The 16053-nt window shown below is 72.1% G+C and carries 13 protein-coding genes and 1 other RNA gene; 2 read left to right on the top strand and 12 right to left on the bottom strand.

Features of this window, described 5'->3' with window-relative positions:
• Positions 1–137 precede the first annotated feature (137 nt).
• The 6 genes from ACF068_RS13725 to ACF068_RS13700 all read right to left on the bottom strand — a co-directional run bounded on the left by ACF068_RS13725 (position 138) and on the right by ACF068_RS13700 (position 8762).
• Complete coding sequence (locus ACF068_RS13725; RefSeq protein WP_392274422.1) at positions 138–1286, bottom strand: uroporphyrinogen-III synthase; 1149 nt, start codon at positions 1284–1286, stop codon at positions 138–140.
• An 89-nt stretch (positions 1287–1375) separates the two neighbouring features.
• Positions 1376–2707, bottom strand: a complete 1332-nt coding sequence (locus tag ACF068_RS13720) for a nitrate/nitrite transporter (protein ID WP_392274421.1) — start codon at positions 2705–2707, stop codon at positions 1376–1378.
• Positions 2708–2874: 167 nt separating this feature from the next.
• Positions 2875–4080 carry an acyltransferase gene (locus ACF068_RS13715; RefSeq protein ID WP_392274862.1) on the bottom strand — a complete coding sequence of 402 codons (1206 nt, stop codon included), beginning with the start codon at positions 4078–4080 and terminating at the stop codon, positions 2875–2877.
• A 326-nt stretch (positions 4081–4406) separates the two neighbouring features.
• Positions 4407–6530, bottom strand: coding sequence for a glycosyltransferase (locus tag ACF068_RS13710; protein ID WP_392274861.1), 2124 nt, complete (start codon positions 6528–6530; stop codon positions 4407–4409).
• 63 nt (positions 6531–6593) lie between these two features.
• Entirely contained in the window at positions 6594–7640 is a 1047-nt protein-coding gene (locus ACF068_RS13705) for a hypothetical protein (RefSeq protein WP_392274420.1), read from the bottom strand.
• Positions 7641–7796: 156 nt separating this feature from the next.
• The gene (locus tag ACF068_RS13700) at positions 7797–8762 is read right to left on the bottom strand and encodes a LysR family transcriptional regulator (RefSeq protein ID WP_392274419.1); all 966 of its coding nucleotides are present in this window, start codon (positions 8760–8762) and stop codon (positions 7797–7799) included.
• An 84-nt stretch (positions 8763–8846) separates the two neighbouring features.
• On the opposite strand from ACF068_RS13700, the gene ACF068_RS13695 reads away from it, so the two are divergent.
• The gene (locus ACF068_RS13695) at positions 8847–10199 is read left to right on the top strand and encodes an MFS transporter (protein WP_392274418.1); all 1353 of its coding nucleotides are present in this window, start codon (positions 8847–8849) and stop codon (positions 10197–10199) included.
• Between the two features lie 64 nt (positions 10200–10263).
• Here the strand turns inward: ACF068_RS13695 and ssrA are convergent.
• From ssrA to ftsE, 5 genes are all read right to left on the bottom strand, one after another.
• Positions 10264–10634, bottom strand: a transfer-messenger RNA (tmRNA) gene (ssrA, locus tag ACF068_RS13690).
• Positions 10635–10772: 138 nt separating this feature from the next.
• A complete protein-coding gene (smpB, locus tag ACF068_RS13685; protein ID WP_064072159.1) occupies positions 10773–11258 on the bottom strand; it encodes an SsrA-binding protein SmpB in 486 nt (161 codons plus the stop codon).
• Between the two features lie 18 nt (positions 11259–11276).
• Positions 11277–12467, bottom strand: a complete 1191-nt coding sequence (locus ACF068_RS13680; RefSeq protein WP_392274417.1) for a S41 family peptidase — start codon at positions 12465–12467, stop codon at positions 11277–11279.
• Positions 12468–12534: 67 nt separating this feature from the next.
• Positions 12535–13455, bottom strand: a complete 921-nt coding sequence (gene ftsX / locus ACF068_RS13675; RefSeq protein WP_392274416.1) for a permease-like cell division protein FtsX — start codon at positions 13453–13455, stop codon at positions 12535–12537.
• A gap of 48 nt (positions 13456–13503) precedes the next feature.
• Positions 13504–14193, bottom strand: a complete 690-nt coding sequence (gene ftsE / locus ACF068_RS13670) for a cell division ATP-binding protein FtsE (RefSeq protein WP_064072157.1) — start codon at positions 14191–14193, stop codon at positions 13504–13506.
• Between the two features lie 284 nt (positions 14194–14477).
• On the opposite strand from ftsE, the gene ACF068_RS13665 reads away from it, so the two are divergent.
• The gene (locus ACF068_RS13665) at positions 14478–14669 is read left to right on the top strand and encodes a hypothetical protein (RefSeq protein ID WP_392274415.1); all 192 of its coding nucleotides are present in this window, start codon (positions 14478–14480) and stop codon (positions 14667–14669) included.
• Positions 14670–14827: 158 nt separating this feature from the next.
• Here the strand turns inward: ACF068_RS13665 and ACF068_RS13660 are convergent, their stop codons facing one another.
• Positions 14828–15787 carry a hypothetical protein gene (locus tag ACF068_RS13660; RefSeq protein ID WP_392274414.1) on the bottom strand — a complete coding sequence of 320 codons (960 nt, stop codon included), beginning with the start codon at positions 15785–15787 and terminating at the stop codon, positions 14828–14830.
• Between the last annotated feature and the right edge of the window lie 266 nt (positions 15788–16053).

Here is a 16053-nt window from a genome sequence, read left to right as displayed (position 1 = left end):
AGTGCCCGCCCGGGACGGCGACCGGTACCCCGCCTGCGCGGCGGGCGGGCGACATGGGCCGTATCGCGGCGGGCGGGCGACACGGACCGTACGGCGGCGCCGGCGCGACCCCGCCCTCGGTGAGCCCCCGCTGATTCCTACCCGTCGGCGTACTTGGCGTCCGCGCCCGGGTCCAGGGCCAGCCGGTAGCCCCGCTTGACGACCGTCTGGATGAGCTTGGGGGCGCCCAGTGCCGAGCGGAGGCGGGCCATCGCGGTCTCCACGGCGTGCTCGTCGCGGCCCGCCCCGGGCAGGGCGCGCAGCAGGTCGGCGCGGGAGACGACCCAGCCGGGGCGGCGGGCCAGCGAGTGGAGCAGGGACATGCCGGCCGGAGGCACCGGGCGCAGGTCCCCGTCGACCAGAACGGCGTGGCCCCGGATCTCGATGCGGCGCCCGGCGACCGGAAGGGTGCGTGCCCGCGCGGGCAGCTCCTGGCACAGCAGTTGCACCAGGGGGCCCAGGCGGAAGCGGGCCGGCTGGACGGTGTCGATGCCGTGGGCCTGGAGCGGCAGGGCGGTGACCGGCCCGACGCAGGCGGCCAGCACGTCGTGGCGCAGCGCGTCCAGCAGTTCGGGCAGCAGGCCCCGGTCCTGGGCACGGGCCAGCATCGACGCGCCGGCCGGGGCGCTGGTGAACGTCACCGCGTCCAGCGACCGGGCCACGGTCGCGTCGACGAGCCGGTCCAGGGGGGCCAGGTCCTCGGGCGGCATCCACCGGTAGACGGGGACGACCACGACCTCGGCGCCCGCGTCGCGCAGCGCCTCGACGAAGCCGGGCAGCGGCTCGCCGTGCAACTGGAGCGCGATGCGGCGCCCGGTGACGTCCTGTTCCAGCAGCCGGTCCAGTACCTCGGCCATGGAGTCCGAGGCGGGCGACCACTCCTCGGTCAGTCCGGCCGCCCGTACCGCGCCCTTGACCTTGGGGCCGCGGGCGAGGACCTGCGCGCCGCGCAGTCTGTCGAGGAGCTCCTCGCCGTACCCCCAGCCGTCGGCCGCCTCCAGCCAGCCCCGGAAGCCGATCGCGGTCGTGGCGACCACGATGTCCGGGGCCCGGCCGATGAGGGCCTTGGTGGCGTCGAGGAGCTCGGCGTCGTCGGCGAGCGGCACGATCCGCAGGGCCGGGGCGTGCGCGACCGCCGCGCCCCGGCGCTCCAGCAGCGCGCCCAGTTCGTCCGCGCGGCGGGCCGCGGTGACACCGACGGTGAACCCGGCCAGCGGGCCGTGGGAACCATGCTCTTGCTCGTGCATGACACCAGAGACTGGCAAGGATCCGTGTCGGTCTCGGTTCACCGGGGTTTCTCCCCCGTTACGTACGGCGTGGTGGAGTGCCACCTCCGTCACACCTCGGAGTAGCTGAGCTGCCGCTTGGCGGGGGCCTCCACCGGGCGGCGAAGGTATACCGCCCAGGTGACGGTGAGGCACGCGGCGTAGAAGAGGAGGAAGGCGACGAAGGCGGCGGTGCCGGTGCCTGCGGTCTGGAAGGACTGCCGGAAGGCCAGGTTGATGGCGAGCCCGCCGATGGCGCCGACGGCGCCGATCAGCCCGATCGCGGCGCCGGACAGCCGCCGCCCGTACGCCTCGGCCTCCTCGCCCTCCAGCCCGGAGGCGTACGCCTTGGCCTGGAAGATGGCGGGGATCATCTTGAACGTGGAGCCGTTGCCGAGCCCGCTGAGGATGAACAGGGCGATGAAGCCGACGAGGAACACGGTGAGCGACTCGATGACGGAGGCGTAGACGACCACACCCGTGGCGGCGGCCATGGCGATGAAGGTCCCCAGGGTGATCCGGGCGCCGCCGTGCCGGTCGGCGAGGGAGCCGCCGAGCGGGCGGATCAGGGAGCCGAGCAGCGGCCCGATGAAGGTGAGGGACGCGGCCTGGAGCGGCGTACGCCCGAACTGGGTCTGGAGCACCAGGCCGAAGGCGAAGCTGTAGCCGATGAACGAGCCGAAGGTGCCGATGTAGAGGAACGCCATGATCCAGGTGTGGGCGTCCCTGACGGCCTCCCTGACGGCGCCGGTGTCGTTCTTCACGGGCGCCAGGTTGTCCATGTACAGCGCTGCGCACACGGCGGCGACCACGATCAGCGGAAGGTAGATCCCGAGCACGACCCGGGGCTGGGCCGCGCCGGCCGTTCCGATGACGAGCAGGCCGGTGAGCTGGACGACGGGGACGCCGATGTTGCCGCCGCCCGCGTTGAGGCCGAGGGCCCAGCCCTTCTTGTGGAGCGGGAAGAAGGCGTTGATGTTCGTCATCGACGAGGCGAAGTTGCCGCCGCCGACCCCGGTGAGCGCGGCGACCAGCAGGAAGGTGGTGTACGACGTGCCCGGCTCCATCACGGCGTACGCGGCGCCGGTCGGCAGCAGGAGCATCAGCGCGCTGAAGATGGTCCAGTTGCGGCCGCCGAAGCGGGCGACGGCGAAGGTGTACGGGACGCGGATGACGGCCCCGACGAGCGTCGCCACCGCGATGAGGGAGAACTTGCCGGCCGGGTCGATGCCGTACTCCGGGCCCATGAACAGCACCATCACGGACCACAGCGACCAGATGGAGAAGCCGATGTGCTCGGAGAGCACCGAGAAGAGCAGGTTGCGCTTGGCGATCCGCTCCCCCGTCTCCCGCCAGAAGGTCTCGTCCTCGGGTTCCCACCGCTCGATCCACCGGCCGCCCATCGGGTACCTCCGCTGCTTCAGGTCCGTCGTTCCCGTCAGGACCCGACGTTAGGGAGGATGCGTTTCAGCCCGGTCATGTGAGGTGACCGGGCTGAAACCTTGCTCTCACCCGGCGCGCGGGCGGACTGTGAGCGCCGGGCGGGCGCCGATACTTTCCGGAGACTCCCCTAGGCGCGTGCCTTCTTCTTGGCACCGTTCGGCCAGAGCCGGGGCTTGCGCTTGGCGGCGACGTCCTCCAGCCAGCCCACGGCCATGATCATCAGGCCGATCAGCGGGAACACCACGATCAGCATGAGCACGGTGTACGCGCTCTCGATGTAGCCGGAGTAGGTGGGCCAGACGCCCGGGATCTGGAACAGCAGGTCGATGACCGGGATGGTGGCCATGATCAGCAGGTTGTGCCAGAGGTAGATGGTCACGGCCCGGTTGTTCGCCAGGGTCACCAGGGTGTCCCAGCCGGCGAGCTTGCCCGGCAGTTCCTTCCAGGACGGCGAGTACTGGAGCAGGATCACGCAGAAGCCGAACGACCAGGTGGCCTGGGCCAGCGGGATGTCGTTGAGGTCCCAGCCGTCCGGGCCCAGGTGGCCGGACGCCCACCACAGACCGAAGGCCATGATCAGCGCGGACACGGAGACCGAGACGTACCTCGGGACCTTCTGGAACAGGCCCTCGTTGTGCGCGAAGCCCAGCACCCAGCAGGAGCCGTAGCAGGCGAAGTCGGTGATCGCGTTGCCGGTCTCGCCGGGGATCTTGATCAGGCCGGAGCCGACGATCGCGGTGAGGCCGAGCGGCGCGAGCAGCGTCACCCACGGCAGCTTGCGGAACGCCCGCAGCAGCAGCGGCGAGGCGATCACGAACCACAGGTAGGCGCGGATGTACCAGAGCGGTCCCGCGGCCTGGACGGCCCAGGTGTCCTCCAGCAGACCGGCCTTGTCACCGCTGTGCCAGGGGTACGGCGGGGCGCCGATCGGGAAGACGTAGGTGGCCAGCTTGGCGAACCACCACAGGCCTTCTTCCTTCAGCGGCTTCCAGCCGAAGTAGAACATGATCGGTACGACGGTGAGCGAGAACGCCCACATGGGCGGCAGCAGCCGCCGGATACGTCCGCGGATCACGCCCCAGGCGGGCCGCGACAGCGAGCGCGCCATCAGCGAGCCGGCGAGCGCGAACATCACGCCCATGGAGGGGAAGAGGACGGTCAGCCAGGCCCAGCCGAAGATGTGGTAGACGATCACGCGGACCAGCGCGACGGCGCGCAGCAGGTCCAGGTAGCGGTCACGGCCGGGCCGCGCGGCCGCCGGGGCGGGGCCGCCCGCCACGGGCGCCTTGTGCTTGGCGCGCGGGACGCCGTCGGTCGTCTCCGGGACGGTCATCGTGCCGGTGCCGGCGAGGGCGGCGGCGCCGTGGGCGTCGGTCCCGTCGGCGGCCGGGGCGCCGGGCCCGTGGGCCGGGGCCGGGGCGCCGAAGGGGTCGCCGGGGCCGTCGCCGAAGACGTCGTCGTACGCCGTCGGGGCGGGGCCGTGGGCGTCGGGGCCGGGCTGCCGGGGGACGTCGCCGAACGGGTCGGTGGCGAACGGGTCGGTGGCGAAGGCACCGTCACCGAACGGGTCGGCGCCGGGCCGGCCGGACCCGCCGCCTGAGGCGGCCGGGGTGCCAAACCACTCGGAACCGTCACCGGTCGGGCGGCTCGTGGGGGTCGTCATGCGACAGGACTCCGATCGTCACCGCTGCGCCGCTGGCTCGGTATGGAGCCGGGCGCCTCCACCACACCGGTCCGGCGCAGCTTCTGCCAGCGCAGCCGGCCGCCGGTGAGAGCGGTGATCCAGGACTGGAGCAGCACCACGTACATGAGCTGCCGGTACAGGAGCTGCTGGAGAGGCAGCGAGATGAGGTGGACCATGCGCTCGCGGTCGAGCCGGAAGGCGTACGCGGCGCACACGGCCTGGATGGCGAGGACGCCGAGCCAGGCGACGACGGTCTGCCCGGTGGGGCCGAAGATCAGCCCGTAGAGCAGGAAGACGTCGATGAGCGGGGCCAGCAGCGGGAACAGCACCATGAACAGCGACACCAGCGGCAGGCCCACGCGGCCGAAGCGGCCGGACGGACCGCTCTCGATCAGCGCGCGGCGGTGCTTCCAGATGGCCTGCATCGTGCCGTAGGACCAGCGGTAGCGCTGGGACCAGAGCTGCTGGACGGACTCCGGCGCCTCGGTCCAGGCGCGGGCCTTCTCGGCGTAGACCACGCGCCAGCCGTCGCGGTGCATGGCCATGGTGATGTCGGTGTCCTCGGCGAGGGTGTCCTCGCTCATGCCGCCGACCCGGTCCAGGGCCTCGCGGCGGAAGGCGCCGACCGCGCCCGGGATGGTGGGCATGCAGCCGAGCAGGTCGTACATGCGGCGGTCGAGGTTGAAGCCCATCACGTACTCGATGTGCTGCCAGGCCCCGATGAGCGAGTCGCGGTTGCCGACCTTGGCGTTGCCCGCGACGGCGCCGACGCGCGGGTCGCCGAAGGGCTGCACCAGCTCGCGGACGGTGGACGGTTCGAAGACCGTGTCGCCGTCCATCATCACGATGATGTCGTACCGCGCGTGCCGGATGCCGTTGTTGAGCGCCTCGGGCTTGCCCGAGTTGACCTGCCGCACCACCCGGACGTTGGGCAGCCACATGTTCTCGACGATGTCGGCTGTCCCGTCCGAGGAGCCGTCGTCGATGACGATGACCTCGATGGGATGGTCGCTGGCCATCAGCGAGCGCACCGTGTTCTCGATGCACTCCTTCTCGTTGTACGCCGGGACCAGCACCGTCACCGGCTCGGTGACGGGCGCGCCCCAGCGGAAGCCGCGCCTGCGCACCTTGCGGGCGTGCGCGAACGACAGCACGAGCATCAGGCCGAAGCGGGCGATGACCAGCACGCCGATGATGGCGAGGCCGCCGACCAGCACCGAGGTGGTGCTCTCGGAGACGGCGACGGCGGTGACCCAGGCCCTGCCCTTCCACAGCTCGAAGCCGGTGACGGGGGTGTGGGCGCTGGGGGCGCCGAGCGCCTCGGTGAGCACGGTGAACTCGTACCCGCGCTTCTGCATCTGCGGCAGGAAGCGGTCGAGGGCCTCGACGGTCTGGGAGCGGTCACCGCCGGAGTCGTGCATCAGCACGATGGAGCCCTGGGTGCCCTTGGGCGTGGCGCGCTTGATGATCGCGTCGGCGCCCGGTCGCTTCCAGTCCTCGGAGTCGGTGTTGTTGAAGGCGGTGATGTAGCCGCGGGTGCCGATGTACTGGGTGACCGGCCAGGACTCGTTGTCCAGGGCGTCGGAGAACGAGGAGTACGGCGGGCGGAACAGCGAGGTGCGCACCCCGGCGGCGCCGGCGATGGCGAGCTGGTTCTGAGACAGCTCCCAGTCGATGCGGTTCTTGGTCTGGAACGACAGGTCGGGGTGGTTGAAGGTGTGCAGGCCGACCTCGTGGCCCTCCTTCACCATCCGCTCGACCAGGTCGGGGTAGCGCGAGGCCATGGTGCCGGTGACGAAGAAGACGCCGTGCGCGTCGTACTCCTTGAGCTTGTCCAGCACGCGCGGCGTCCAGACCGGGTCCGGGCCGTCGTCGAAGGTCAGGACGAGCTTCTTGTCGGGCACGCTCAGCGCCTTGGGGGCGTTGGCGTCGCGGGCGTCGATGACCGGGCCGCCCTTGAGGATGTCCTCGGGCACCTGGTCGTAGGCGACCGGGGGGCGGACGCGGTGGTCGGCGAGGATCTCGCTGTGGACGTAGCCGCGCAGCATGAGCATGGCGAGGAGCGCGACCAGGAAGAGGGAAGGCAGCAGATAGCGCATGGGCAGCCTGCGCCGGCGGACACGCCTCTGCTTCTGGGCGCGCCGCCTGCCGGGGGAAGTCATTTACTGTGCGCCTTCCGCGGCCATCTGCTGGCCGCCGCTCTCTCCGACCGGCGGGTCGGTGGGTTCTTCCGTCGGGGTCGTCGGGGTGTCCGTGGGATCCGGGTCCGGCGTCTGGGGCGGGGTCACGGGAGGCGGCTGCTCGACGGAGCCACCGTCGGTGGGCCGGGGCGGGGTGGGATCGATGTCCGGCTTGCCGGCGTCCGTGCCGCCGCCGGGCCTCTTGCTCGGCGTGGTGCCCGGATCCGACGACGTGCCGGGGCGGGGGGTGGCGGGAACGCCCTGGGAACCGCCGTCGGCGGGCTGCGGGATGACCGCGCCCGTGGAGTCGGTGGGCGCCGGGGCGCCGGGGACGGCGCCGGGGGTGGCGCCGCGGGGCGCGTCGCTGGTGGTGGGCGCGGGGACGACCTGGGTGGTGTCGGTCTTCTTCTCGTCGGCGGGGCCGGGTATGAGGAGCCAGGGCGCGGAGGAGTTGCCGCCGATGACGGACACGACGAGCGTGATGGCGTAGACCGCGCAGGCGGTCGCGAGGACCCAGCCGAGCCGGCGGAACTTCTTGCTGCGGCGGCCGCTCTCGTCGACGAACACGGGCCCGTCGGAGGGCTCCTGGTCCGTCGGCGACGAAGCGGCGGAGGATATGGACGCGGTCGCGCCCGCGGCCGCGGCGACCGTCACGGCGGGCAGCTCGACGGTCAGCGGCGCGGAGTCCCCGGCGTCCGGGCCGGGCCCGTCGGCCCGGTGGGCGAGGGTCTCGTCCCGGTAGGCGAGGGTCTCGTCCGGGTAGGGGGCGGTGTCATAGCCGTGGTCGTGGTGACCGGACTGGTGGAACGGGCCGTCCGCCGCGTACCCGGCGGGATCGGGCGCGTAACCGGTGCCGTCCTGCGCGTGGCCGGGACCGGCGGGCCGGTAGCCGTGGGCCTCGGGCTGGAGCGCGGCGCCACCGCCGCGGCTGCCGAAGGCGTCGAATTCGCTGAGACTGTCGAGCTGGACCGTGCTGTCCTGTGGCTCGTTCTGGTGCCCGTTCCAGGCACTTTCTCGCCAGTTGTCCACTTTTGTACGCACATCCCCCACTGAACGGACCAAGGGTGCGCGTACGGACCACCTGGGTACGGCACCGGACCGGGCCCCCACCCTGCCGGAGCGACCCCACCACACTGCACCCGGACCATGAATGTAGCGCACGCGTGTGACAACAGGCCTTATGGTTCATTGATTCGGGCACATGTGCGTCAAATCACCCTCCGGAAGCCACGCTCCGGCCGGTTTCGTCAGCCACCCCTCACGCTCCGCGAGCTCGGCCGCCGCCGCCCGCAACGCCTCGACGCCCGGATGCTTCAGCCCCTTGCGCCAGACCAGCGACACCGGTGACAGCGGCACGGGGTCGACCAGGGGCCGCAGGACGCTCCCGGGCACGGCCGGGAAGTCCACGGCGGCCAGGACGGGGGTGCGAGTTTTGGCCATGACCCGGCGGAACTCCTCGAACCCGATCGCCACCGGCGCCGGCGCGGCCACCCGGATCCCGCGCCCGGCGAACAGCCGCTCGGCCAGATCGGTCCACTCCCCGGTGGCGGGGTTGCCGGCGCCCGCGTACACGGCCTCCCGCGCGAGCGCGTCCAGCTCCACCACAGGCCGGCCCGCCAGCCGGTGGCCCTCCGGCAGCAGCACGGCCATCGGCTCGTACCGTACGGGCTGCGCCGACAGCCGGGCGCGGACGGCGGGCGCCAGTCCCGCGAACCGCCCGAAGGACACATCGAGCCGCCCGGCCAGGATCTCGGCGGCCGCACCGGTCAGCCCGCTCTGGTAGCGGGCCATCAGCTCGCAGTCGGGCACCAGCTCCCGGGCCCGCGCCAGCACCCGGCCGCTGATCATGCCGTCGGTGTTGAGGTCCACGAGCAGCGGCCGCGCCGGGTCGGCGAAGGCGGCGGCCAGCTCGTCGTGGGCCGCCAGCACGCCCTGCGCGTACGGCAGCAGCCGCTCCCCGTCCGCCGTGAGCGCCACCTGCCGGGTGGTCCGGACGAACAGCTCGGTGCCCAGCTCCCGCTCCAGGCGCCGGATGTCCCGGCTGAGCGCCTGCTGCGCCACGTAGAGCCGGGCGGCGGCGCGCGTGAAGTGCAGTTCGCCGGCGACGGCCACGAAGGCGCGGAGGAGCCGGGGTTCTATGTCATGGGCCACGCGGCGAAATTTACAACGCGAGTGCGTCAATGGGGTCTCGTCAGGTGTTGGACCCCGGCAGCGGTGCCCGGCGAGGGTGGGGCCATGCCGCAGACGAAGAACGCGCCCCTGCTCGCCCTCACCTCCGAGTCCCTCGTCCTCACCCCGCGCTACCGCGAGCCCCGCCACGAGGAGCCCCGCCACCAGGACCCCCGCCATGAGGAGCCGCGCGCCCCGCGGCGCCGCGCCCCCGAGTCCCGGCACGGACCGCGGGGAGCGCTCGCCGCCTATCGCCGCCTCTTCGCGACGCGGGGCGCCCGGGCCTTCACCGCCGGGAACCTCGTGGCCCGGCTCCCCATGGGGATGTTCAGCGTCAGCGCGGTCATCATGATCGCCGGCGCGTACGGCTCGTACGCCCTCGCCGGTGCCGTCACCGCCGCCGGGCTGGGCGCCACCGCGCTGGTGGCGCCGTTCACGGCACGGCTGGTCGACCGGTACGGGCAGGCGCGGGTGGCCGTGCCCGCCACCGTGGTGGCCGTCCTGGGGTCGCTGGCCCTGCTGCTGTGCGTGCACCACCACGCGCCCGCGTGGACCCTGTTCGCCGCGTACGCCGCGACCGCCACGACGCCCAACACCGGGGGCATGTCCCGCGCCCGCTGGGCCCACCTGTACCGCGACGACCCCGCCGCCGTGCACACCGCCAACGCCTTCGAACAGGCCGTCGACGAACTGTGCTTCATGCTGGGCCCGGTGCTCGCCGCGTTCCTGTGCGCCGCGCTGTTCCCGGAGGCCGGCACCCTGACCGGCGCCGTCCTGCTGCTCACCGGTGTGCTGGTGTTCGCGGCGCAGCGGGCCACAGAGCCCCCGGTCTCGCCCCGGGCCGGCCGGGCGCGCACCCCGCTCCGGAACCCCGGCATGCCCGCGCTGCTCGCGGTGTTCCTGGCGACGGGCGCGGTCTTCGGCTCGCTGGAGGTCGTCACCCTGGCGTACGTGGACGGCCCGGCGGCCGGTCCGCTGCTGGCGCTCCAGGCGGCCGGGTCGTGCGTGGCCGGCCTGGTGTACGGGTCGGTGCGGCCCGCCCGCCGGGTGGGCGTCCGGCTGCTGGGCTGCCTCGCCGCGATGACCGCCCTGATGGCGCTGCCGCTGCTCGCGGCGACGGCCGCCACCGGTTCGCTCCTGGCCCTGGCGGCCGCCCTGCTCCCGGCCGGGATGGCGACCGCGCCGACCATGGTGACGGGCATGACGCTGGTCCAGCGGCTGACGCCGGTGGCGCAGCTCAACGAGGGCATGACGCTCGCCGTCACCGCCCTGCTCGGCGGCATCGCGGTGGGGTCGGCGACCGGCGGCTGGACGGTCGAGCACGCGGGCGCCGCGACCGGCTACGCCGTACCGGTCACCGCGGCGGCACTCGCCCTGGCCCTGGCGGCGGCGAGCATGACGAAGGCCCGGCTGCCGTGAGGGCTGCCGGGCCTTGCGTCCACATGGGGTGACGGGTCCGGGGGCATGCCCCCGGAGGTACCGCTCGTGGAGATGGCGGGAATCGAACCCGCGTCCAACGGTGCAGAATCAGGGCTTCTCCGTGTGCAGTCCGCTGCGATTTTCTCGGCCCCGGAGATCACGCGGACAAGTCTCCGACGGGCTCAGTCACTGTTTGATTTCCCTCTACACCCCGTGACCGGGCCTAGAGGTTTAGTTCCCTAGCTGATGCCAGGATCCGGGTCGGGAACAGCCCCGGGCTGACACTTCGCAAGCTCGCTACTTAGGCAGCGAGGGCGAAGGAATCGCGCTTGGTGTTGGCGATTATTTTTTGCGACATATGGTTTACGAGATCATTGCCGCTTCCTCGACACGCTTCCCCTGCTTCGACATCCGCTGTCGAAACCGATCATCCCCATGTTGATTTTTCAAACCGTGCCCCCGAGGGGGCTCGCCCCCGCTGTGAGGGGCAGGTGCCATCGTACGTGACCAACGCCCGACGGTGCCAGCCTATTCCGGGTGACCGGGGCGGGCGGGCGGCGCGGCGGACGGGTGTCAGGCCCGTTCCCGGCGCTTCACCGCCGAGATGACCCGCTCCGCCTCACGGCGGTCCTGCTTCTCCCGGAGCGTCTGCCGCTTGTCGTACTCCTTCTTACCCTTCGCCAGGGCGATCTCGACCTTGGCCCGGCCGTCCTTGAAGTACAGCGACAGGGGCACGATGGTGTGGCCCGTCTCCTGGGACTTGGACTCCAGCTTGTCGATCTCGTGCCGGTGCATGAGCAGCTTCCGCTTGCGCCGGGCGCTGTGGTTGGTCCACGTGCCCTGCGCGTACTCCGGTACGTGCACGTTGTGCAGCCAGGCCTCGTTGCCGTCGATCTGGACGAACCCGTCCACCAGGGAGGCCCGCCCCTGGCGCAGCGACTTCACCTCGGTGCCGGTCAGCACCAGCCCGCACTCGTAGGTGTCGATGATGGTGTAGTCGTGCCGCGCCTTCTTGTTCTGCGCGATCAGCTTGCGCCCGGTGTTCTTTTCCTTTGCCATAGTGCGGCCATTTTCGCACTACGAGTGGCCCCCGAGGCCACTCAATACCGTGCGGGCCCGCTCCTCGGCGCGCTCGTCGGCCACCAGGTCGGGGGTGATGCCCCGGCCGTCGACGCTGTGACCGGCGGGGGTGCGGTAGTGGCCCACGGTCAGCTCGGCGACCGACCCGTCGGGCAGCCGGCTCGGCATCTGGACCGACCCCTTGCCGAACGTCCTGCTACCGACGGTGACCGCCCTGCCCCGGTCCTTGAGGGCCCCGGCGAGCAGCTCGGCGGCGCTCATGGTGCCGCCGTCCACCAGCGCCACCAGGGGCCGGCCGGTGTCGCCGCCGGGCTGGGCGTGCAGCGCCCGCTCGCTGCCGTGCACGTCGTACGTGGCGACCAGGCCGCCGTCCAGGAACGCGGACGCCGCCGTGACGGCCTCGGTGACCAGCCCGCCGCCGTTGCCGCGCAGGTCCAGCAGCACCCCGGCGTGCGCGGGGGCGCGCCGGACGGCGTCCCGCACCCGCTCCCCCGTGCCCCGGGTGAACGCCGCCACCCGGATCCGCAGCGCGCCGCCGGCCAGCCGCTGGACGGTCACGTCCTCGGTGGCGAGCCGGGTCCGCCGCAGTGTCTCGCTCCACGCGCGCGTGCCGCGCCCCATGCCCACGGTGACCGCCGAGCCGGGCGGGGCCCCCTCCCCGCGCAGCAGGGCGACGACCTCGGCGGCGGAGCGGCCGTCCACGGGCCGGCCGTCGACCGTGCGGATCCGGTCGCCGGCCCGGAGGCCCGCCCGGTCCGCCGGCCCACCGCCGAGGACGCGGGCCACCTCGATGCGGCCGTCGGCGGTGCGGCGGGCGGCCAGGCCCACGCCCGTGTACCGCCCGTCCAGGGCCTGTTCGAACTCCTCGTACTCGCGCCGGTCGTAGACGGCGCCCCAGCGGTCGCCGCTGCGGCTGACGACCTCACGGGCCGCCTTGGCGCCGGACTTGCCGTCGGCCACGGCGGCTTCGGCGGCGCGGGCCAGTTCCCGCTGGTCCACCGCGCCCCGCCCGGCACCGGGGCCCGGGGCGGCGGCCCGGGCGGCGGGCCGCTCCGGCGGCCCGGCGCCGTCCCGGGGAAGGCAGTTGGTCACCGCGGCGGCGACCAGGACGGAGGCGAAGACGAAGGTCAGGGCCGCCCCGCGGCGGCGAACGCCACGGGGCCGGGTACAGAACTCGGGGCCCAACATGTCGCCCACTCTAGGACAAACGAAAGGCGCCGTACGGTGGTTGACCGTACGGCGCCAAGGGCGATCGTCACACTTTCAGGTACTTGCGCAACGCGATGGCAGCGGCAAGGGAGGGCATCAGCAGGCCGATCACCACGACGAGCGGCAGCACCGTCACCACCGCGTCCCAGCCGATGAAGTTCACCAGCGGCATGCTCTCGGCGAGGTTGAGCCCGGCGTCGATCATGAAGTAGCGGCCGACCAGCAGCATTCCGCAGGCCACCACACCGCCCAGCAGGCCCGCCACGGCGGCCTCCATGATGAACGGCATCTGGATGTAGAAGCTCGACGCCCCGACCAGCCGCATGATGCCGGTCTCCCGCCGCCGGCTGAACGCCGACACCCGCACGGTGTTGACGATCAGCATCAGCGCGATGACGAGCATCAGCGCCATGACGCACAGCGCGGCGACGTTCATCCCGCGCATCATCTGGAAGAGGTTCTCCAGCGTCTGGCGCTGGTCCTGCACGGAGTGCACACCGGCCCGTCCCGCGAACGCGGTCGCCACGACCTTGTACTTCTCCGGGTCCTTCAGCTTGACCCGGTACGACTCCTGCATCTGGTCGGGCGTGATGATGCTGGCGATGGCGGTGTCGCCGTACTGCTCCTTGTAGTGCTTGTACGCCTCGTCGGCCGACTCGTGGTGGACCTTCTCCACGATGGTGTCGAGCTTCTTGAGGTCGGCCTCGATCTCCTTCTTCTGCTGGGCGGTGACCGCGCCCTTGTTGCACGTGCCGCCCGCCGCGGCGTCGTTCTTGTTGCAGAGGTAGATGGTGACGTTGACCTTGTCGTACCAGAAGTCCTTCATCACGCTGACCTGCTCGCGCATGAGCAGCGCACCGCCGAAGAGGGCGAGTGACAGAGCCACGGAGACGATGACGGCGAAGGTCATCGTGAGATTGCGACGGAGGCCGACACCGATCTCCGACAGTACGAACTGGGCGCGCATCGCGTGCGTTCAGCCTTTCTTGCTGCGGGGTGCTGCGGGTGCTGCTGCTCAGTGCTGGTAGCCGTAGACGCCGCGCGCCTGGTCGCGTACGAGACGGCCCTTCTCCAGCTCGATGACCCGCTTGCGCATCTGGTCGACGATGTTCTGGTCGTGCGTCGCCATGATGACGGTGGTGCCGGTGCGGTTGATCCGGTCCAGCAGCTTCATGATGCCGACGGAGGTCTGGGGGTCCAGGTTGCCCGTCGGTTCGTCGGCGATCAGCAGCATCGGGCGGTTGACGAACGCGCGGGCGATGGCCACCCGCTGCTGCTCACCGCCGGACAGCTCGCCGGGCATCCGGTCCTCCTTGCCGCCGAGGCCGACGAGGTCGAGGACCTGGGGAACCGCCTTGCGGATCTCGCCGCGCGGCTTGCCGATGACCTCCTGCGCGAACGCCACGTTCTGCGCGACGGTCTTGTTGGGCAGCAGGCGGAAGTCCTGGAAGACGGTGCCGAGCTGGCGGCGCATGTGCGGCACCTTCCAGTTGGACAGCCGGGCGAGGTCCTTGCCCAGAACGTGCACCGTGCCGTGGCTGGCGCGCTCCTCGCGCAGGACCAGCCGCAGGAAGGTGGACTTTCCGGAGCCGGAGGACCCCACCAGGAAGACGAACTCGCCCTTCTCGATCTCAAGGGAGACGTCCCTCAGCGCGGGGCGGTTCTGCTTCGGGTAGGTCTTGGAGACGTTGTCGAATCGGATCACGGGTGCACCACGGTCGGCAGGGAGTAGGTGTGCGTGACCATACGCGACTGGGCCTGTCACGTGCAGTCGCCGTCCTGCCTTGCGCCATTTGTCCGGGTGGGGTAGAAGCTCGAACCGGGGGGAATCCGGCGGGGCGCGCCTAAACTCTCCGGAGCTGGCACAGTGGTAGGGGGAACGGATGCGTTTCCCTGAGCGTTGTGCGGAGAGAACCGTAGAACCGTGTGCGGTCCGCGTCGGTGCACGGTCCGCGTCTGCGGCTCCGCCGCGCGGGAGGAGGAGAGCGCATGACCTATGACCGATTGGTGTGCGCCAACTGCGCGGCCCCCGTCAACGAGGGCCGGTGCCCCGTGTGCCGGGCGAACCGGGAGCGCCTCCAGCAGGAGGGTCCGTTCGGCGGACTGAACCCGGTGGCCCTGCTGACGCTCCTGCTGATCCTGGTCGCGGCGCTGGCCCTGCTGGCCCACCAGACCGTGTAGCCCACCGGACCGCGCAGCCCCCGCCGCGCCGTCCCGCTGCCCGCACGCTCCGGTTCTCCCCGCGATCCGCCGTACGCCCCCCGTACGCGCCGTACGCACGGGAAGGGCCCGGGCGGCCGATCCCGGCCCGCCCGGGCCCTTCCGTCGTTCCGCTGCCCTTAGGCGACCGTGCGGCCACCGCCGACGAGGCGCGGCAGCATCCGGAAGCCGATGCCGCCGGCGATCATCGTCGCGGCACCGATGAGCAGGAACGAGGTCTCGGCGGCGCCGGTCTCGGCGAGCTCCTCCTTGGCCTCGCCCTGCTCGACCGGCTTGGAGCCGGCCGAGTCGGTGTCGGTGTTGTCCGCGCACTCGGCGCCGTCGAGGTCGACGGTGCAGGTGCCGGCGTCGCCGCCGCCGGTGGTGGCGGAGCCGGACGTGGCGGAGCCGCCCGTGGTCCCGCCCTGGTCGCCGCCGCCGGTGGTGCCGCCGTTGCCGCCGGTGCCGCCGGAGGTGCCGCCGTTACCGCCGGTCGTGCCGCCGTTGCCGCCGGTGGCACCGTTGTTGCCGCCGGAGGTGCCGCCGTTGCCGCCGGAGGTGCCGTTGCCGCCGTTGCCGCCGTTGCCGCCACCGGTGGTGCCGGGGTCGCCGGTGGTGGCGCCCGTGGTGCCCGGGTCGCCGGTCGTGGCGCCCGTGGTGCCCGGGTCGCCGGTCGTGGCGCCCGTGGTACCGGGGTCGCCCGTGGTGGCGCCCGTGGTGCCCGGGTCGCCCGTGGTGGCGCCCGTGGTGCCCGGGTCGCCGGTCGTGGCACCCGTGGTGCCCGGGTCGCCGGTGGTGGCACCCGTGGTGCCCGGGTCGCCCGTGGTGGCGCCGGTCGTGCCCGGGTCGCCGGTCGTGGCACCCGTGGTGCCCGGGTCGCCGGACGTGCCGCCGTTGTCGACACCGCCCGGGTCGCCGTCGTTGATGCCGAGGCCGGCCTCCACGCCGCCCTCGTTCACCTCGGCGTTGACGCCGATACCGGCGACGTTGACGTCGATGCCGACCGCCGAGGCGGCGCCCGCCGCGGTCAGGGACGCTCCGGCCGCGATCACCGCACCGGCTGCGATCCGCGCCACGCGGACCCGCGTCTTCTTGGTCATCTGGCTGCTACCCCCAGTAGCTCATTCATCAGTGGAGCAGCGCTCGGGGCAGCGGACGCTGGGGGATCCTGCTCAGTCGCCCCCGATCACACACGCCCCAGTCATGCGCATGCCGCGCGTCAGCTTTCCCAGTTTTCGTACAAGCGTCAAGGCGGTTGCGCGTGCGATGCCCGGAATGATCACACTTGCCAGGGGTGCAACGATGCAACTGTGACGTAAAAGGCGAACTCTCGCCGGTGGCTGCCCAGTTTCCTTGTCGACAAAGC

It is taken from the genome of Streptomyces sp. NPDC016309, assembly GCF_043077235.1.
Classification (GTDB): Bacteria; Actinomycetota; Actinomycetes; order Streptomycetales; family Streptomycetaceae; genus Streptomyces.
The sequence above is the reverse complement of the archived record's forward strand: the minus strand, read 5'-3'. Positions and strand labels throughout refer to the sequence as shown.